The organism is Streptomyces sp. NPDC005722, from assembly GCF_040630935.1.
GTDB lineage: Bacteria > Actinomycetota > Actinomycetes > Streptomycetales > Streptomycetaceae > Actinacidiphila.
The window spans coordinates 1-17,398 of the sequence record NZ_JBEXYN010000021.1 but is presented as its reverse complement, the minus strand read 5'-3'; the positions used below and the strand labels follow the sequence as shown (position 1 = coordinate 17,398).

The following is a 17,398-nucleotide window of genomic DNA, read 5'->3' as shown; positions in this document are numbered from 1 at the left end:
AGGCTGGGGAAAGTTCCACGCCATCCCGACGGAGAACCGTTCGGAGGCATCGGCCGTTGACCCGTCACTCGTTCGGCCGTGCGAAGACCGTACGGCCGCCGACCACCGTGCGCAGCGCCGTCGGCAGCGGGAGCCCCGGGGTGAGGTCGGGCAGGCCGGGGGTGCCGGAGCGGGGGTCGGTCGACCAGTTGGCGACCCGCTCGTCGGGGGCCTGGACCACGAGGTCGCCGGCCCGCCAGACGACGTAGTCCGCGGGTGCGCCGGGCACGAGGACGCCCGCCTCGTCACGGCCCACCGCGCGCCAGCCGCCGCGGGTGTGGGCGTTGAACGCGCCGCGGACGGAGATGCGGTGCTCCAGCGTCCGGTGGAACGCGGCGGCGCGCACCGTGCCCCAGGGGTCGAGCGGCGTGACGGGGCTGTCGGAGCCGAGGGCGAGCGGCACACCGGCCCGGGTCATGGCGGCGAAGGGGTTGAGGGTGCGGGCCCGCTCGGCGCCGAGCCGCTGGGCGTACATGCCGTCCTCGCCGCCCCAGGCGGCGTCGAAGGCGGGCTGCACGGAGGCGACCAGGCCCAGTTCCGCGAAGGCGGCGACGGTGTCCTCGGTCATCATCTCGGCGTGCTCCACGCGGTGCCGCAGCGCGCGCACCCGGTCCAGGCCCACCCGGCGGGCGGCCTCGCGCACGCCTTCCGCGACGGCGGCCACGGCCGCGTCGCCGATCGCGTGGAAGCCCGCCTGCACCCCGGCCTCGGTGCACAGCCCCACGTGATCGGCGATCGCGGCCGCGTCCAGGTAGGCGGTGCCGCCGGCGGCGGGCACGTCGGTGTACGGGGCGTGCAGGCAGGCCGTACGGGAGCCGATGGAGCCGTCCACGAAGAGGTCGCCGCCCGCGCCGACGGCGCCCAGGTCCCGGATGCGCTCCAGGTCCCCGGCACCGGTCACGGCCTCGGCCCAGTAGCCGTACACCCGCGGCCCGGGCTCGTCCGCCGCCAGCCGGAGCAGCGCGGTCAGGTCGTCCTCGGAGGAGATGTCCGGGCCCGCGCACTCGTGGACGGCGCCGATGCCGAGCGCGGCGGCGTGGGCGAGCGCGGCGCGCTGGGCGGCGGCGCGCTGCTCGGGCGTCACGGCGGCGTAGGCGGCACGCCGGACCGCGTGGTGGGCGTCGCGGGTCAGCGGCCCGTCGGGGTCGTACCCGGCCATGCCCTCGGCACCGGGGGCCAGCGCCAGCAGGGCCGTGGTGACGACCGCCGAGTGGACGTCGGCGCGCGTCAGGTACAGGGGGCGGCCGCCGGTCGCGGCGTCCAGTTCCGCGCGGGTCGGCGGGCGCCGTCCCGGCCAGCGGCTCTCGTCCCAGCCGTGGCCGAGCAGCGCCCGGTGCCCGGGGTGGGCGTGCGCGTACGCGGTGACCCGGGCGAGGGCGTCCGCCAGGTCGGAGGCGGGGGCCAGGTCGAGCCCGGTCAGCGCCAGGCCGGTGGCGGTGGTGTGCACGTGGGCGTCGGTGAAGGCCGGGGTGACCAGCGCCCCGTCGAGGTCGATCACCTCGTCGACGCCGGACGCGTAGGATTCGGCGGCGCCCTCGGAGCCGACCCAGGCGACCGTGCCGCCGTCGACGACCATGGCCGTCGCGAAGGGGTCGGCGGGGCTGTAGACGTTGCCGCCGCGCAGCAGCACGGTGGTGGTCGGCTCGTTCGTGGTGTGCGGCACTGGGTTTCGCCTCGCGATGTGATGGTGGGCCCGCCCGGGCCCCGGTGGGGGCGGGGGACGGGATGGTGCGGTGGGTCGGGTCCCGGGGCCGTGGGGCCCCTCAGACGCGCGGTGGCCGCGCCTCGTACGGCGTGGAGAGGACGACCGTGGTGCGGGTGGAGACCCCGGCCAGGGTGCGGATCCGCGCGAGCAGGTGCTCCAGCTCGATCGGCGTCGCGACCCGGACCTTGAGGATGTAGTTCTCCTCGCCCGCGACGCTGTGGCAGGCCTCGATCTCGGGGACCTCGGCGAGCCGGTCGGCGATGTCGTCGGGGGCGCTCGGGTCGAAGGGCTTCACCGAGATGAACGCCGTCAGCGAGAGCCCCACCGACTCCGGGTCCACGATCGCCGCGTACCCGCGGATCACCCCGCGCTGCTCCAGGCGCCGGACGCGCTGGTGCACCGCGGAGGTGGACAGGCCGGTGGCCTTGCCCAGGTCGGTGTAGCTCATGCGCCCGTCGGCCACGAGAAGTTCCACGATCTGCCGGTCCAGCTCCTCCACAGCGCAAGAACCTACAGGGTCCGCGGTCGTCGGCGGTATCCGGCCGTCCCGTCCCCCCGCGCGTACGGGACCGGCGCCGGTCAGGAGCGGATGCGGACGCACAGCAGGCAGGTGTCGTCCCGGGGGTTCGCGGGGCCGAGTGCCTGCGTGAGGACGGCGGCGACCGTGTCGCAGTCCTCCGCGGCGACGCGCTCGGCGCAGCGGGCGAGGTCGGCGAGACCGGTGTCGAGGTCCTGGCCGCGCCGCTCGATCAGGCCGTCGGTGAAGAGGAACAGCCGGTCCCCGGGCGGCAGCCTGGTCTCGCACAGGCCGTAGACGCTGTCCCGGCCGGCACCGAGGATGCGGCCCTCGGGGCGCTCCAGGTACCCGGCGCGGCCGTCGCGCAGGTGGAGCACGGGCAGGTGCCCGGCCTGCGCCCAGGTGAGGACGCCCTCGGCGGGCCGGTACTGGGCCAGGACCATGGTGGCGGTCGCGGAGCCCGTGTTCATGAGCACCTGGTTGAGACGCTCCAGCAGGCGGTGCGGGGGCGTGCCGCTCAGGGCCATGGCCTCCGCGCCGTAGCGGAGCTCGGCCATCGTGGCGACGGCCTCGACGCCGTGACCGGCGACGTCGCCGACCGCGAGCAGCACGGAGTCGTCGGGGAGGGCGACGGCGGTGAACCAGTCGCCGCCGATCTGGATCGTGCTCTCGGCCGGCAGGTAGGAGACGTCGCAGCTGACGCCGCCCAGCTGGAAGGGTTCCTCGGGAACGGGCAGCAGGGCGCGCTGCAGCCGCCGGGCCAGGATGTGCTCGGCGTTCAGGATCCGTTGCTGCGTGCTGAACGCGCGGTGCGCCTCGTCGAGCGCGATCTCGCCGTGGCGCAGGGCGGTCAGGTCCTGGAAGAAGCCGTGCACCAGCACGGGTGTGCCCTCGGCGTCGGTGACGGCCTCGGCGACCATCCGCAGGTGGCGGGTGCCGTGGCCGGTACGGATGCGGAAGGGCGCGTCGACCGGGTCCCCGCGTTCGAGCAGGGCGTTCACCGCGGCGCCGAGGACGGGCACATCCTCCGGGAAGAGGTGCTGCGGCAGCTCGTCCAGCGGCATGGGCCCGAGCGCCGGGTCCCGGTCGAAGACCGTGAACACCTGCGGCGACCAGCTCAGGGAGCCGGCCACCAGGTCCCAGTCGGCCCAGCCGAGGTTGCCCAGGTGCTGGAGCCGGCGCAGCCGTTCGATCTCGCGGTCCGCCGTGTCGTGCCGCAGCCAGGAGACGACCAGGCCGTCGCCCAGCCGTGCCACGGCCACGGAGTAGGTCGCGGTCCGCGGCACGCCGGCGGCCACCTCGTGGTACTCGTAGGGGTCGGTCTCGTACGGTTCGCCGGTCGCCAGGGTCCCGAGGTACCCGTCCCACAGCGGGGTGCCGGCCACGGTCGGGTAGCACTCCAGGATGCGCCGCCCGACGAGTTCGCGCCCCGTGCGCCCGGCCACGTCCACCGAGGCGGGGGCGGCCGCCTCGATGCGGAAGTCGGTGACCCGGCCCTCCTCGTCGCGTACCGGGACGAGGAGGACGGCCGCCTCGTACAGGGTGTCGAGCACGGCCTGCACGGTCGCGGGCCAGGTGGTGGCGGGGGCGGGTGACAGGCAGGTGGCGCAGGCGCGCGCGGCGGCCGTCAGCAGGGCGCGGTCGGCGGGGTCGAAGTCGTCGGGGCGTTCGCGGAGGAAGCCGGCGACACCGACGACGTCCTCGCCGCGGCGCAGCGGCAGCCAGGCCCGGGAGGCCCACATGCCGGGGCGGTCGCCGAGGAGGGCGCGGTCGGCGCCGTCCTTGTCGAGACCGCACAGCCACACCGGGCGGCCGAGGCGCACCGCCTCCACGGGTGCCAGTTCCGGCAGCGGCGGCACGTGTCCCCAGGCGGAGGCGGTGCCGGCGTCGATGCCGGAGTGGGCGACCAGGTCGAGGCCGCCCGCCGGTGCGCTGGTGTAGAGCAGCACGGCGTCGACGTCCGCGGTGTCCACGAGTTGCCCGACGAGCAGCCAGGTCAGCTCCTCCGAGGTGCCGGCGGCGCTGCGGACTCCGTCGATCCCCCGCGGACGCGGTGGCGGTGGCGGTCGGTGGTGGCGGTCGGTGTACCGGGACGAGGTGAAGGCGGACGGGGGGTCGCTGTCGGGCGCGGGCACGGGGACCTCGGGCCCGGGCGGCGCTTCCGGCTGCGGCGGCGGGGTGACCGGGGCGCGGGAGGTGTGCAGCTCGGCCAGCAGCTCCCAGGCCTCCTCCGGCACGGTGCGGCCGGCCCGGTCCGCGCGTCGTTCCAGTTCCTCCTGGGCGCCGCCGGGACCCAGCCCCAGGCGTCCCATGAGCACGCCCGTGGCCCGCTCGGCGGCGGCCCGCGCGGGTGCGGCGAGCCGCTCCTCGTCGAGTTCGGCGCGCAGCCGGGCGACGGTACGAGCCAGTTGGTCGGCCGCGGACCGCTCGTCGGGCCGGCCACCGGACGCGGAGGCGACTCCGTCGTGGCTCACTCTGTGAGCATCGCACAATCACCCCGGGGAGAACCCCCTCACCGGGGCGGCCTCGGGAACCCACGCCGGCGGCTCGGCCGGCCCCGTGGCAGGCACCATGGCCGGGGCCCCCGCCGGGCCCGGGTCGTGGCAGGCGCCCGGCGCCGTCGGGCCGCGGGCCCGAGCCCCAGCGCTGCCCGCGGGCGCGCACACGACGCGGCCGGCCAACGCCGCGGGGCGCCTCAGGCGGACAGGGGGCTGCCGTCGAGGCTCCGCAGCAGGTCAGCAGGGTCGTGGTGGACGGCGACGGCGCCCGCATCCTCAAGGTCGGCGCGCGGCACCCCGCCCGAGAGGAGCGCGACACACGGCACGCCGGCCCGGCCCGCCGCGAGCACGTCCCAAACGGTGTCGCCGACGAACACCGCGCGGTCCGCGTCGACACCGGCCCGGTCCAGGGCCCGGCGCACGAGGTCGGGGGCGGGCTTGCTCGCGGACACGTCGTCGGCGCTGGTCGCGTCGTCGATGACGTCGTCGGCGTCCAGGGCGGCGCGCATGGCGGCCGGCTCCACGGCGTCGGCCGAGGTGGCCAGCACGATCCGGCGGCCCCGGGCGGCGACCGCGCGCAGCAGGTCCGCGGCCCCCTCCAGCGGGGTGAGCGTCGCCGAGTGCGTGGCGTAGAGCGCCTTGTGGGCGGCGCTGATGGCGTCGTCCCGGCTCGTGTCCCGTGCCTCGCCGAGCAGCCGTTCCACCAGGTGGTCCGAGCCCATGCCGACGCACCGGTGGATCTCCGCCATCGGCACGGTGTGCCCCGCCTGCCGGAAGGCCTCCGACCAGGCGACGACGTGGAGGTAGTTGGTGTCGACGAGGGTGCCGTCCATGTCGAACAGCGCCACTCGTTCCCGGTCGTCGTCCATGGGTGCGTGTCCTCCTTCGGTCCGGCCCGCTCCCGTGTGCTGCCGGCCCTCCTTCCCCCCGCCTGTCCGGTTCCCCCGCGGTCAACCCCCGTACCGCGGACGGTTAGGCGCAGCCGCACCGGGAAGCCGACCCAGCGACGCATCCCCGAAGGGAGAGGACCCATGGGCACGATCAGCGAATCCGTGGACGTCGACGTCCCGCTGCACACCGCGTACAACCAGTGGACGCAGTTCGAGGAGTTCCCGAACTTCATGGAGGGCGTGGAACAGGTGACCCAGGTCGACGACCGGCACAACCACTGGGTGACGAACGTCGCCGGTGCCCGCCGGGAGTTCGACACGGAGATCGTCGACCAGCTGCCGGACGAGCGGGTGGCGTGGCGCACCGTCACCGGGGACGTCCGTCAGCGCGGTGTCGTGACCTTCCTGGAGCTGGACCCGTCGCACACCCGGGTGAACCTCGCCATGGAGGTGGAGACCTCGGGGCTCGCGGAGAGGGCCGCCGACGCGCTCGGCGTCGTGGACCGGCGGGCGCGGGGCGACCTGCGGCGGTTCAAGCACTTCATCGAGGAGCGGGGCAGCGAAACGGGCGCCTGGCGCGGCCGTGTCGCCCCGGGTGGCTGACCCGCCGGACGACCTGGGCGCGACGATCCCCGGCGGGGTCGCCGGGGCCGGGTCGGTGTCCGGCGGGCTGAGCTCCACGGCCCGGGTGAGCACGGCGATCGCGGCCACGGCGTCGCCGCGGTCCAGGATGCGCCGCGCGGCGCGCTCCAGCAGGAGGGCCACCTCCGCGCCGTGCGCTGCCGGGTGGCGGCCTCGACCACGGCCGACATGACGGCGCGGCGCCTCCGCCACCCGCACCAGCGCCCCGGCACACCCACCCCCGGCCGGGCGGGTCCGGTACGGCGCGGGCGGGGTAGGTGGGGTGCATGGGCAATGTGGACGACCGGGCGCCGGCGGGGGGCCTGACCTTCGGGGTCGAGGAGGAGTTCCTGCTGGTCGACCCGGGGACGGGGCGGCTGGTCGACGGCGCCGCCGCCGTCATCGCCCGGGCGTCGAGGCTCCCGCCGGCCGCACCGGACGTGGCGCTGCAGCACGAGCTGTCGGCCGCCCAGATCGAGTCGGCCACCGGTGTCGCCACGCGCCTGCCCGAGCTGACCGGCCAGCTGGCGGCCACGCGGCGGCTGCTGGCCGACGCGGCCGCGGCCGAGGGCGCCCGGCTGGTCTCGTCGGGCACGCCCGTCCTCGACGGCCGTTCGGGGATCAGCGCGGGCGCCCGCTTCGCAGCGATCGCCGGCCTCTACGAGAGCCAGGCGAGCGGCTACCGGGCGTGCGGCTGCCATGTGCACGTGGGCGTACCGGACCGGGACACCGCGGTCGCGGTCGTCAACCACCTGCGGCCGTGGCTGCCCACGCTGCTGGCGCTGTCGGCCAATTCGCCGTACGACCGGGGGCGCGACTCCGGTTACTCCAGTTGGCGCGTACTGGACCAGGCGCGCTTCCCGGGTTCCGGGATCCCGCCGTGGTTCGCCTCGGCGGCCGAGCACGACGCCGAGGTCGACCGGCTGGTGGAGTGCGGGGTGCTGGTAGACCACGCCATGACGTTCTGGCTGGCCAGGCCCTCGCCCCGGCTGCCCACGGTGGAGGTGCGGGCCGCCGACGCGCTGGGGGCGACCTGGGAGACGGCGTTGCAGGCGGCCCTCACGCGGGCGCTGGTGCGCACGGCGCTCGGCGAACTCTCCCGGGGCGTTCCGGCCCCGCCCACGACACCGCAGCTCGCCGCGGCCGCGCTCTGGTCGGCGGCCCGCTACGGGATGTCGGGGCCGGGGATCCATCCCGTCCTGGAGACCCGCGTGCCCGCGACCGCGCTCCGCGACGAGCTGCTGGAACGCGTCACGCCCGCGCTGGAGGAGACCGGTGACCTGGCCTTCGTCCGCGACGCCGTGGCCGCGCTGGCCCGTGCGGGCAGCGGCGCGGACCGGCAGCGACGGGCCGGGGAGGCGGGCGGGCCACGCGCCGCGGTGGACATGCTGGTCGAGCAGACGGCGGCGGAGGGCCGCATGCCCCCGGCGTCACCGGGCAGGGGCACCAGCGGACGCCCGTACCCCGAGGACGTCACCGCACCGACCGACGGAGGACCCGATGGACGTGGTCTCCGACCTCCCGACCGATTCCCGGACCACTGAGCCCACGCCGCCCGCGCCGAGGGGCCCCCTCTCCCGGGCGGTGCTGGACGCGCTCACCGGGGGCCCGCCGGGCACCGCGCCGGCACCGGCCGCGGGGGCGGTCGAGGACGCCGACCCGTTCGGCGAGGACCTGCAGCTGGCCCTGCACGTCTGCTACGAGCTGCACTACCGGGGTCTTGCGGGAGTGCACCCCGGCTGGGAGTGGGATCCGGGACTGCTGGGGCTGCGCGGCGCCATGGAGGCCGCCTTCGGGGCGGCGATCCGCGCCGGGCTGCCGGAGGCACCGGCGGGCGCCGCGGCCCGTACGGCCCTCGACCGGGAACTGGAGGCGCTGCTCACCGAGCCCCGTGACGCCCGCGGCGTGTCGCACTTCCTGCGCGACGAGGCCACCTGGGAGCAGTTGCGGGAGTACTTCGTGCACCGGTCGGTGTACCAGCTGAAGGAGGCCGATCCGCACGCGTGGGTGATCCCGAGGCTCACCGGCCGCGCGAAGGCCGCGCTCGTCGCCGTCGAGTACGACGAGTTCGGCAGCGGGCGCGGGGAGCGCGTCCACGCCCGGCTCTTCGCCGACCTGCTGCAGGACGCCGGGCTGGACCCCTCCTACGGGCACTACGTGGACGTCGTGCCGGCGGTCACCCTCGCCACCGTCAACCTGATGTCCTGGCTGGGCCTGCACCGGGAACTGCGGGGGGCGCTCGTGGGGCACTTCGCGGCCGGCGAGATCACCACGGCGCCGGCCGCCCGCCGGACGGTGAAGGCCATCGACCGGCTCGGCGGCGGCCCGGCCTGCCGGCACTTCTACGACGAGCACATCGAGGCCGACGCGGTCCACGAGCAGGTGATGCGCCATGACGTCATCGGTGACCTGCTGGCCCGCGAACCCGGCCTCACCGCCGACGTCGTCCTGGGGATCCGCGCGACGGCGCTGCTGGACGGGCGCGTGGAGGAGCACCTGCTGGGGGCGTGGCGCGCCGGGCGCACCTCGCTGCGCGCGGCGCCGGGGCCGGCCGGGCTGCCGGGGGCGTCCGGTTCGTCCGGACCGTACGGGGAAAGTGCACCTCAGGAGGCCTGAGCAAGGAGGTCGCGCGATGCGCTCAGCACCCCTGGGGACGCGGGTGGGGACGGCACGCCGCGGGGCGGCCGACGCCACCGTGCGCTGAGGCCGCCGCGATGGCAGGTGGGGCGGCCCGATGGCTCCGCCATCCGTACCGGTCGTGGCGGGAGTCGCGGGCGGGCCGCATGTGGCACCAGGGCGGCGAACTGGAGCTGCTGCAGCGCTCCATGGGCTTCGCCGCGCTCGGTCTGGTGACGCTGGTCCCGCTGCTGATCGTGGTCGCCGCGGCCGTGCCCTTCCACGGCTACGGCTTCGCGCAGTGGGTCGTCGACGGCATGGGGCTGTCGGCCGAACCCGCGCGGGCCGTGAAGGAGCTGTTCGCGGCCCCGCGCAAGGTGATCAGCAGTACGAGCGGCCTGAGCCTGCTGGCACTGGCGCTGTTCGGGCTCTCCTTCGCGGCGTGCGTCGAGGTGGGGTACACCCGGATCTGGCAGGTGCCGCCCACCCCGTGGCACCACGTGTGGCGGCGCGCGGTGTGGCTGGCCGCGCTCACCGCGTACCTGTTCGCGGAGGCGCAGAGCGGGGCGGTGCTGGGCGCGGGGTGGCCGGACACGGTGCTCCGCGGCGGCACGGCCGTCCTCCTGGGCTTCGTCTTCTTCTGGTGGGGGCAGTACTTCCTGCTGGCCGGGCAGGTGCCGTGGGCGGCGCTGGCGCCCGGGGCGGTCGCGACGATGGTCGGCCTCATCGGTCTGCGGGTCTTCTCGTCGTTCGTGTTCTCCCCGCTGATCGTGACCAACGCCGTCTCGTACGGGGCCGTGGGCACGGTGCTGATCGTGCAGTGCTGGCTGATCGGGGTGGGCTTCGTGGTGTTCGGGGGCGCCCTGCTCGGCCGCCATCTCCAGAATCCGAGCAAATGGTTTCATCAGGGACCTTCCGGGCAGGCGCAAGGAAGCGCCGATCGACCCCCGGAAGGAGAACCCCATGGGTGCCGAGAAGAAGGTCAAGAACACCGGCCAGAAGATGAAGGGCAAAGCCGAGGAGGCCACGGGCAAGCTGACCGGCGATGACAGCTTGCGGATGAAGGGCAAGGCCGACCAGGTCAAGGGCGACGCCAAGCAAGTAGTGGAGAAGGGCAAGGACACCCTCGACCACTGACGCCGGCCCCGCCGCACACCGTTCGTGGGAGTCCCGTGGGGCCGGGGGCGCACAACGCGCCCCCGGCCCCACGGGCATGCTCGCGGTCCCCGGCAGTCCCCGCCGACGGCTTCCCGGGGCGGGCGGGCGAGGGGGTGTCAGCTGTCGTAGTCGACCGTCAGCTCGTCGGAGACCGGGTAGCTCTGGCAGGTCAGCACGTAGCCCGCGTCGACCTCGGACTCCTCGAGGGCGAAGTTGCGGCGCATCTCCACCTTGCCGTCGGTGACGAGCGCCCGGCAGGTGCCACAGACGCCGCCCTTGCAGGCGAAGGGCAGGTCGGGGCGGGTGCGCTGGGCGCCGTCGAGGACGCTCCGGTCACGCGGCAGGGCGGCCGTGGTCGTCCGGCCGTCGAGGACGACGGTGACCTGGCTGACCGGGCCCTCGGCGACGGCGTCCTCGTGGCGGACGGGGGTGACCGGCTCGTCGTCCGCGTAGAACAGCTCCTGGTGCACCCGGTCGCCGGGCACGCCGAGGCCGGCGAGGACCTGCTGGGCGTCGACGACCATGCCGTGCGGGCCGCACAGCCACCAGTGGTCGGCGTTGGGCACGTCGACGAGGCCCTCGACGAGGGTGGCGAGCCGTCCGGCGTCGAGGCGGCCGGAGAGCACGTCGGCCTCGCGCGGCTCCCTGGAGAGCACGTGGGCGAGCTGGAACCGGGCGGGGTGCAGGTCCTTCAGCTCGGCGAGTTCGTCGGCGAACATGACGGTGTCGGTGCGCCGGTTGCCGTAGAAGAGCGTGACCCGGGAGCCGAGGTCCGCGGCGAGGACGGACTCGGCGATGGAGAGCATCGGGGTGATGCCGGAACCCGCCGCGATCAGCACGTGGTGCCCGGGCGCGGTGAGGTCGGGGGTGAAGGCGCCGGTGGGACCCATCACCTCGACGGTGTCGCCCGCGCGCACCTCGTGCACGAGCCAGGCCGAGAAGAGCCCGCCCGGCACCACGCGGACCCCGATGCGGGGGGTGGCGCCGGCGGGGGAGCAGATGGAGTACGAGCGCCGCTCGTCCCGGCCGTCGACCTCGCGGCGCAGGGTGAGGGACTGCCCGGGCGCGAAGGCGAACTCCGCGGCCAGTTCCCGCGGTATGTCGAAGCTGACGGCGGCCGCGTCCTCGCAGAGCGGCTCGACCGCGGCGACCCGCAGGGCGTGGAAGGCCGGACGGCGGCGGACCCGCGGGGCCGGCGCCTGCGGGGCGGGGGTGGTCGGGGCCATCAGATCTCCTTGACGTACTCGAACGGCTCCAGGCAGGCACGGCAGCGCCACAGGGCCTTGCAGGAGGTGGCGGCGAAGCGCGAGGTCTCCTCGGTGTCCGCCGAGCCGCAGCGGGGGCAGGAGACGGAGCGCCGTGTGGGGGTGAGCACCAGCGGCACCGGCCCCGCGGTACGCCGGGGCGCCGGGCCGGGGGGTGCGATGCCGTGCTCGGCGAGCTTGCGGCGGCCCTCGGGGGTGATCCAGTCGGTCGTCCACGGCGGGTCCAGGACGGTGCGGATCTCGACCCGGTCAAAGCCGGCGGCGCGCAGCCGGGCGGCCACGTCGGCGCGCATCTCCGCCATGGCGGGGCAGCCCGAGTAGGTGGGGGTGAGGGCGGCGACCACCGTGCCGTCCCGGGCGACCTCGACGTCGCGCAGGACGCCCAGGTCGGCCAGGGTCAGCATGGGCAGCTCGGGATCGGGCACCTCGGCGGCCACGCGGGCCGCCCGGTGTGCGTCGGTGAGGGCGGTCACGGTGCTCACCAGACCGCTCCGGGGTGCGCGCGGGCGACGCCCTGCAACTCGGCGAGCAGCGGGGCGAGGTGCTCCGTGCGGTCGCCCTCGCGGCCGTGGCCGGGCAGGGGTTCGGCCCCGACGGAGGGCAGCCCCGCCGTCGCGGTGACCTGGCGCAGCGCGGCGGTCACCTCCTCGCGCACCGCGGCGGGGTCGGCGCCGCACGTCGCGGCGGCGGTGAACAGCTCCTCCAGGTAGGGGGCGACCTCCTCCAGGCCGGCCCGCATGCGGCGGTGCGACTCCTCGGTTCCGTCGCCGAGCCGTACCGTCCACTCGGCGGCGTACTGCCGGTGGTAGGTCAGCTCGTTGACGCCCTTGGCGGCGATGGCGGCGAGCACCGGGTCCTGCGCGGTGCGGGCGAGCCGCTCGAAGACGGCGAGCCGCCAGCTGGAGGCGACGAGCAGCCGGGCCATGGAGAACGCGAAGTCCCCGCAGGGCAGTTCGGCGAGGCGGACGTTGCGGAAGTCGGCGGCGTCCCGGAAGTAGGCGTAGGCGTCCTCGTCGCGGCCGGTGCCGTCCACCTGGCCGGCCCGGGAGTAGAGCAGGCGGGCCTGGCCGAGCAGGTCGAGCCCGATGTTGGCGAGGGCGACCTCCTCCTCCAGCTCCGGCGCGCGGGTGCACCACTCGGCCAGGCGCTGGGCGCCGACCAGGGCGTCGTCGCCGAGCGCCAGGCAGCGGGCGGCCAGTTCCGCGGCGTCCACGCCCTCCGGCACGGTGGTGTCGACGCCGTGCAGCGGGTCCTCGAAGCCGGTGCCGAAGGCCCAGCGGGCGTCACTGTCGTCGTGCCCCTCGGCCAGGGACAGGTAGACGTGCTCGTCGCTCATGCCCTGCTCCTAGATGTGGGGGACGTCTTCGGGGATGTCGTAGAAGGTGGGGTGCCGGTAGACCTTGTCTGCGCTGGGGGTGAAGAAGGGGTCCTTCTCGTCCCGCGTCGACGCGGTGATGTGCTCCGAGCGCACCACCCAGATGCTCACGCCCTCGTTGCGCCGCGTGTACAGGTCACGGGCGTGGGTCAGCGCCATGCGGTCGTCGGCGGCGTGCAGGGAGCCGACGTGGACGTGGTTCAGGCCGCGCTTGCCGCGGACGAACACCTCGTACAGGGGCCACTCGGCCCGGGTCGTGCTGTCGCCGGTGGTGCTCATGCCACGGCTCCTTCCTCTGCCCGGGCCGCCTGCTTGGCGGCGTGGGCGGTCGCGGCCTCGCGCACCCAGGCGCCTTCCTCGTGTGCGGTGCGGCGGCGTTCCATCCGCGCGTCGTTGCACGGTCCGTCGCCGCTGATGACCCGTTGCAGCTCCGACCAGTCGGGGGTGCCGAAGTCGTGCCGGCCGCGCTCCTCGTTCCAGCGCAGCTCGGGATCGGGCAGGGTCACGCCGAGCCTGTCGGCCTGCGGGACGGTCATGTCGACGAACCGCTGCCGCAGCTCGTCGTTGCTGTGGCGCTTGATCTTCCAGGCCATCGACGCGGCCGAGTTGGGCGAGTCGCCGTCGGGCGGGCCGAACATCATCAGCGACGGCCACCACCAGCGGTCCACCGCGTCCTGCACCATCGCCCGCTGGGCCTCGGTGCCGCGCATCATCGTCATCAGCAGTTCGTAGCCCTGCCGCTGGTGGAAGGACTCCTCCTTGCAGATGCGCACCATGGCGCGGGCGTAGGGCCCGTAGGAGGAACGGCACAGCGGCACCTGGTTACAGATGGCGGCGCCGTCGACGAACCAGCCGATGACGCCGACGTCGGCGAAGCTCAGGGTCGGGTAGTTGAAGATCGAGGAGTACTTCTGGCGGCCCTCGATCAGGCGCTGCGTGAGGTCCGCGCGGTCCACGCCCAGGGTCTCGGCGGCCGAGTACAGGTAGAGCCCGTGGCCCGCCTCGTCCTGGACCTTCGCGAACAGGATGGCCTTGCGGCGCAGCGACGGGGCGCGGGTGATCCACTCCCCCTCGGGCTGCATGCCGATGATCTCCGAGTGCGCGTGCTGCGCGATCTGCCTGACCAGCGTCTTCCGGTAGCCCTCGGGCATCCAGTCCCGCGGCTCGATGCGCTGGTCCCGCGCGATCGTGGCTTCGAAGTGCTCCTGGAGCGGCGCCTGCGCGCCCTCCGCCGGCACGGTGGCGTTCGGTGTGGTCATCGATACCAGCTTCCCCTACCGACCATTCGTTCGGTTACAGTCTGACGAACTTTGCCGTACCCGGCAAGCCCTGTGGACGACGGCCGCGCCCGGCCCGCGGGAGGCCCCGCTCACACCCGCTCCACCAGCATCGCCACGCCCTGGCCGACCCCCACGCAGAGGGTCGCGAGGCCGCGGCGGCCGCCCTCGCGCTCCAGGCGGCCGAGGAGGGTGAGCAGGATGCGGGCGCCGGAGCAGCCCAGCGGGTGGCCGAGCGCGATCGCGCCGCCGTCGGCGTTGACCCGCTCCTCGTCCAGCTTGAGCCGGCTGACGACCGCCAGGGCCTGGGCGGCGAAGGCCTCGTTGAGCTCGACCGCGTCCAGCTCGCCGGCCTGCCATCCGGCACGCTCGAGGGCCTTCTCCGTCGCCGGGACGGGTCCGAGGCCCATCAGGTGGGGCTCGACACCGGCGGTGGCGGCGGTGACGATCCTGGCGCGCGGCGTGAGCCCGTACCGCTCGACCGCCGCGCGGCCCGCGACCACGAGGGCGGTGGCGCCGTCGGAGAGCGGCGAGGAGGAGCCGGCGGTCACGATGCCGTCCTTGCGGAAGATCGTGCGCAGGGTGCCGAGCTTCTCCAGGGTGGTGGAGGGACGCGGGCCCTCGTCGCGGGTGACCTCGCCGTCCTTGACGGCGACCGGCACGATCTCGCGGTCGAAGCGGCCGGCCTCCTGGGCCGCGACGGCCCGCCGGTGGCTGCGCAGCGCGAAGGCGTCGGAGTCGGCGCGGGTGATCCCGTCCAGGGCGGCGACCTCCTCCGCGGTCTCCCCCATGGACAGCGTCTCCATGGCGCCGAAGCGCGGGTTGGTGAAGCGCCAGCCCAGGGAGGTGTCGTGCACCTCGCCGGGCTTGGCCCACGGGGTGCCGGGCTTGGCCATGACCCACGGGGCACGGGTCATCGACTCCACACCGCCGGCGACGACCAGATCCGCCTCGCCGGAGCGGATCGCCTGCGCCGCCGAGGCGACGGCGGTGAGCCCGGAGGCGCAGAGCCGGTTGACGGTGTAGCCGGGCACCGTGTGCGGCAGGCCGGCCAGTAGCACGGCCATCCGGGCGACATCGCGGTTGTCCTCGCCCGCCTGGTTGGCGGCGCCGAGGATCACCTCGTCCACGGCCGCGGCCGGTATCCCGGCCCGCCTCACCGCCTCGCCGACCACCAGGGCGGCGAGGTCGTCGGGGCGGACGGACGCCAGGGCGCCGCCGTAACGCCCTTGCGGGGTGCGGGCGCCGTCGATCAGGAAGACCTCGTCTGCGGGCCGCGCGGGGAGGTGCTGGGACATGCGTTCCACCTCTTGACAGGCAGTTCGGATGCTGGATTACCTTGGGCGTGCCGCACGCTAACCGAATGTTCGGTCGGTCCACAAGGGCGGTGACGATCGTGAGGGGTGCCATGGACACGACGCAGGGGCCGGCGGAGATCATGTTCGCCGCAGACAAGGCGTCGCAGAGCCTCGGCATCGAGCTGCTGGAGACCGGCGAGGGGACGGCCGTGCTGCGCATGACCGTCACCGCGGCCATGGTCAACGGCCACGGCATCGCCCACGGGGGCTACCTCTTCCTGTTCGCCGACACCGCCTTCGCCTGCGCCTGCAACAGCCACGGCCCGGTGACGGTCGCCGCCGGGGCCGACATCACCTTCGTCGCCCCCGTCCACGAGGGGGACGAGCTGGTCGCGACCGCGCAGGAGCGCACCCGCTTCGGCCGCAGCGGCATCTACGACGTGAGCATCCTGCGGGGCGACCAGGTGGTCGCCGAGTTCCGCGGGCGCAGCCGCAGCATCGGACGCACGGAGGAGAACGGATGAGCAGCGAGCCGACGGACCGGTCGACGGCGGGGGCGCGCCTGGGAGAGCCGCTCCCCCACGGCCTGCTGGACGCCGCCGAGAAGCTGGACCCGGCGGAACTGCGGGAGCTCCAGCTCACCCGGCTCCAGGCGACGCTGCGCCACGCGTACGACAACGTCGAGGCGTACCGGAAGAAGTTCGACGAGGCCGGACTGCGCCCCGAGGACTGCGGGAGCCTGGACGACCTGGCGCGCTTCCCCTTCACCACCAAGGCCGACCTGCGCGACAACTACCCCTTCGGCATGTTCGCCGTCCCCATGGACCAGGTGCGCCGCGTCCACGCCTCCAGCGGCACGACCGGACTGCCCACCGTGGTGGGGTACACCGAGAACGACCTGTCCATGTGGTCCGACGTGGTGGCCCGCTCCATACGTGCCGCCGGCGGCCGGCCCGGCCACAAGGTGCACGTCTCCTACGGCTACGGCCTGTTCACCGGTGGCCTGGGCGCGCACTACGGCGCCGAGCGCGCCGGGTGCACGGTGATCCCCGCCTCCGGCGGCATGACGGCCCGCCAGGTCCAGATCATCCAGGACTTCAAGCCCGAGATCATCATGGTCACCCCGTCGTACATGCTCACCCTGCTGGACGAGTTCGAGCGCCAGGGCGTCGACCCGCGCGGCACCTCGTTGCGGGTCGGCATCTTCGGCGCGGAGCCGTGGACGGAGGAGATGCGCCGGGAGATCGAGGAGCGCATGGACATCCACGCCGTCGACATCTACGGGCTGTCCGAGGTGATCGGCCCGGGCGTCGCCCAGGAGTGCGTGGAGACCAAGGACGGCCTGCACGTGTGGGAGGACCACTTCTACCCCGAGGTCGTCGACCCGGTCACGGGCGAGCCGCTGCCCGAGGGCGAGGAGGGCGAACTGGTCTTCACCTCCCTCACCAAGGAGGCGCTGCCGATCGTCCGTTACCGCACCCGCGACCTGACGCGCCTGCTCCCCGGAACCGCCCGCCCGGCCTTCCGCCGCATCCAGAAGATCACCGGCCGCTCCGACGACATGATCATCCTGCGCGGGGTGAACGTCTTCCCGAGCCAGATCGAGGAGATCGTGCTGCGCACGCCCGGCGTGGCCCCGCACTTCCAGATCCGGCTGACCAAGCGCGGGCGCATGGACCACATGGAGGTCGTCGTCGAGGCGCGCCCCGACGCCCCCGCCGGGCTCCGCGAGGAGGCGGCGCGTTCCGTGGCGGCCGGCGTCAAGGACGGCGTGGGCGTCAGCGTCGAGGTGACGGTCGTCGACCCGGACACCGTCGAGCGCTCGGTCGGCAAGATCCGCCGCGTACGGGACCTGCGCGCCGATTAGCGGCGCGTCCCCACGCCCCCCCGCCCCCACACCCTCGGCCGCATCGCCTTGACCTGCAGCCGTCCGGCCCGGCGTTCACCCGCCGCTACCGGGGCGTCGCCTTCGGGACCACTGGGCGTCCGGCTCGGCCGGGGTCTGGCCGCAGGGCCGCTGACCGCCCCGCGCGGCACGTGGTGCGGGGGTGCCTCTATGTCTTTCGTCAAGCGAGGCGGGGGGTTCTGGGTTGGTAGTAGGTGCCGTCGCGGAGCATGGCGAACAGGACGCTGATGCGG

17 protein-coding genes are annotated in these 17,398 nt (G+C 74.7%); 7 read left to right on the top strand and 10 right to left on the bottom strand.

Going from position 1 to position 17,398, the window contains the following annotated elements; translation table 11 throughout:
- Nucleotides 1-64: 64 nt before the first annotated feature.
- The 4 genes from ABZ479_RS23235 to ABZ479_RS23220 form a co-directional block, all read right to left on the bottom strand.
- Entirely contained in the window at nt 65-1,615 is a 1,551-nt protein-coding gene (locus ABZ479_RS23235) for an amidohydrolase (protein ID WP_500463475.1), read from the bottom strand.
- Nucleotides 1,616-1,802: 187 nt separating this feature from the next.
- Nucleotides 1,803-2,243, bottom strand: a complete 441-nt coding sequence (locus tag ABZ479_RS23230; protein ID WP_018562423.1) for an Lrp/AsnC family transcriptional regulator — start codon at nt 2,241-2,243, stop codon at nt 1,803-1,805.
- Nucleotides 2,244-2,323: 80 nt separating this feature from the next.
- Nucleotides 2,324-4,735, bottom strand: a complete 2,412-nt coding sequence (locus ABZ479_RS23225) for a PP2C family protein-serine/threonine phosphatase (RefSeq protein ID WP_500463372.1) — start codon at nt 4,733-4,735, stop codon at nt 2,324-2,326.
- 221 nt (nt 4,736-4,956) lie between these two features.
- Nucleotides 4,957-5,628, bottom strand: a complete 672-nt coding sequence (locus ABZ479_RS23220) for an HAD family hydrolase (RefSeq protein ID WP_500463371.1) — start codon at nt 5,626-5,628, stop codon at nt 4,957-4,959.
- Nucleotides 5,629-5,790: 162 nt separating this feature from the next.
- Between ABZ479_RS23220 and ABZ479_RS23215 the strand changes: the two genes are divergently transcribed.
- The 5 genes from ABZ479_RS23215 to ABZ479_RS23195 all read left to right on the top strand — a co-directional run bounded on the left by ABZ479_RS23215 (nt 5,791) and on the right by ABZ479_RS23195 (nt 10,023).
- Nucleotides 5,791-6,252 carry an SRPBCC family protein gene (locus ABZ479_RS23215; protein ID WP_500463370.1) on the top strand — a complete coding sequence of 154 codons (462 nt, stop codon included), beginning with the start codon at nt 5,791-5,793 and terminating at the stop codon, nt 6,250-6,252.
- Nucleotides 6,253-6,557: 305 nt separating this feature from the next.
- Nucleotides 6,558-7,814 carry a carboxylate-amine ligase gene (locus ABZ479_RS23210; RefSeq protein WP_500463369.1) on the top strand — a complete coding sequence of 419 codons (1,257 nt, stop codon included), beginning with the start codon at nt 6,558-6,560 and terminating at the stop codon, nt 7,812-7,814.
- Nucleotides 7,771-8,886 (top strand): iron-containing redox enzyme family protein, encoded by a 1,116-nt coding sequence (locus ABZ479_RS23205; RefSeq protein WP_500463368.1) that lies wholly within the window; start codon nt 7,771-7,773, stop codon nt 8,884-8,886. The genes ABZ479_RS23210 and ABZ479_RS23205 overlap by 44 nt, the downstream gene beginning before the upstream one ends.
- A gap of 167 nt (nt 8,887-9,053) precedes the next feature.
- A complete protein-coding gene (locus ABZ479_RS23200; RefSeq protein ID WP_500463367.1) occupies nt 9,054-9,935 on the top strand; it encodes a YhjD/YihY/BrkB family envelope integrity protein in 882 nt (293 codons plus the stop codon).
- On the top strand, nt 9,889-10,023 hold the full coding sequence (locus ABZ479_RS23195; RefSeq protein ID WP_499603291.1) for a CsbD family protein: 135 nt from the start codon (nt 9,889-9,891) through the stop codon (nt 10,021-10,023). Before ABZ479_RS23200 ends, ABZ479_RS23195 begins: the two co-directional genes overlap by 47 nt.
- Before the next feature lie 137 nt (nt 10,024-10,160).
- Here ABZ479_RS23195 and paaE read toward each other — a convergent pair whose 3' ends face one another.
- From paaE to ABZ479_RS23165, 6 genes are all read right to left on the bottom strand, one after another.
- Nucleotides 10,161-11,270: a 1,2-phenylacetyl-CoA epoxidase subunit PaaE gene (paaE, locus tag ABZ479_RS23190; protein WP_500463366.1), complete on the bottom strand. Its 1,110-nt coding sequence runs from the start codon at nt 11,268-11,270 to the stop codon at nt 10,161-10,163.
- Entirely contained in the window at nt 11,270-11,791 is a 522-nt protein-coding gene (gene paaD / locus ABZ479_RS23185; RefSeq protein ID WP_500463365.1) for a 1,2-phenylacetyl-CoA epoxidase subunit PaaD, read from the bottom strand. The genes paaE and paaD overlap by 1 nt, the downstream gene beginning before the upstream one ends.
- Nucleotides 11,788-12,645: a 1,2-phenylacetyl-CoA epoxidase subunit PaaC gene (paaC, locus tag ABZ479_RS23180; protein ID WP_500463364.1), complete on the bottom strand. Its 858-nt coding sequence runs from the start codon at nt 12,643-12,645 to the stop codon at nt 11,788-11,790. Before paaC ends, paaD begins: the two co-directional genes overlap by 4 nt.
- A gap of 9 nt (nt 12,646-12,654) precedes the next feature.
- Nucleotides 12,655-12,963: a 1,2-phenylacetyl-CoA epoxidase subunit PaaB gene (gene paaB / locus ABZ479_RS23175; protein WP_018562414.1), complete on the bottom strand. Its 309-nt coding sequence runs from the start codon at nt 12,961-12,963 to the stop codon at nt 12,655-12,657.
- Nucleotides 12,960-13,943 carry a 1,2-phenylacetyl-CoA epoxidase subunit PaaA gene (paaA, locus tag ABZ479_RS23170; protein WP_500463363.1) on the bottom strand — a complete coding sequence of 328 codons (984 nt, stop codon included), beginning with the start codon at nt 13,941-13,943 and terminating at the stop codon, nt 12,960-12,962. The genes paaB and paaA overlap by 4 nt, the downstream gene beginning before the upstream one ends.
- 110 nt (nt 13,944-14,053) lie before the next feature.
- Nucleotides 14,054-15,259 (bottom strand): thiolase family protein, encoded by a 1,206-nt coding sequence (locus tag ABZ479_RS23165; protein WP_500463362.1) that lies wholly within the window; start codon nt 15,257-15,259, stop codon nt 14,054-14,056.
- Nucleotides 15,260-15,369: 110 nt separating this feature from the next.
- On the opposite strand from ABZ479_RS23165, the gene paaI reads away from it, so the two are divergent.
- A complete protein-coding gene (gene paaI, locus ABZ479_RS23160; RefSeq protein ID WP_499603035.1) occupies nt 15,370-15,783 on the top strand; it encodes a hydroxyphenylacetyl-CoA thioesterase PaaI in 414 nt (137 codons plus the stop codon).
- Nucleotides 15,780-17,126, top strand: a complete 1,347-nt coding sequence (paaK, locus tag ABZ479_RS23155; RefSeq protein ID WP_500463361.1) for a phenylacetate--CoA ligase PaaK — start codon at nt 15,780-15,782, stop codon at nt 17,124-17,126. The genes paaI and paaK overlap by 4 nt, the downstream gene beginning before the upstream one ends.
- Nucleotides 17,127-17,398: the final 272 nt, after the last annotated feature.

Coding starts and splice junctions, on each gene's coding strand:
- ABZ479_RS23235 (WP_500463475.1), bottom strand. CDS start 1,615: ATGGTCGTCGACGGCGGCACGGTCGCCTGGGTCGGCTCCGAGGGCGCC.
- ABZ479_RS23220 (WP_500463371.1), bottom strand. CDS start 5,628: ATGGACGACGACCGGGAACGAGTGGCGCTGTTCGACATGGACGGCACC.
- ABZ479_RS23215 (WP_500463370.1), top strand. CDS start 5,791: ATGGGCACGATCAGCGAATCCGTGGACGTCGACGTCCCGCTGCACACC.
- ABZ479_RS23210 (WP_500463369.1), top strand. CDS start 6,558: ATGGGCAATGTGGACGACCGGGCGCCGGCGGGGGGCCTGACCTTCGGG.
- ABZ479_RS23205 (WP_500463368.1), top strand. CDS start 7,771: ATGGACGTGGTCTCCGACCTCCCGACCGATTCCCGGACCACTGAGCCC.
- ABZ479_RS23200 (WP_500463367.1), top strand. CDS start 9,054: ATGTGGCACCAGGGCGGCGAACTGGAGCTGCTGCAGCGCTCCATGGGC.
- ABZ479_RS23195 (WP_499603291.1), top strand. CDS start 9,889: ATGAAGGGCAAAGCCGAGGAGGCCACGGGCAAGCTGACCGGCGATGAC.
- paaE (WP_500463366.1), bottom strand. CDS start 11,270: ATGGCCCCGACCACCCCCGCCCCGCAGGCGCCGGCCCCGCGGGTCCGC.
- paaC (WP_500463364.1), bottom strand. CDS start 12,645: ATGAGCGACGAGCACGTCTACCTGTCCCTGGCCGAGGGGCACGACGAC.
- paaB (WP_018562414.1), bottom strand. CDS start 12,963: ATGAGCACCACCGGCGACAGCACGACCCGGGCCGAGTGGCCCCTGTAC.
- paaA (WP_500463363.1), bottom strand. CDS start 13,943: ATGACCACACCGAACGCCACCGTGCCGGCGGAGGGCGCGCAGGCGCCG.
- ABZ479_RS23165 (WP_500463362.1), bottom strand. CDS start 15,259: ATGTCCCAGCACCTCCCCGCGCGGCCCGCAGACGAGGTCTTCCTGATC.
- paaI (WP_499603035.1), top strand. CDS start 15,370: ATGGACACGACGCAGGGGCCGGCGGAGATCATGTTCGCCGCAGACAAG.
- paaK (WP_500463361.1), top strand. CDS start 15,780: ATGAGCAGCGAGCCGACGGACCGGTCGACGGCGGGGGCGCGCCTGGGA.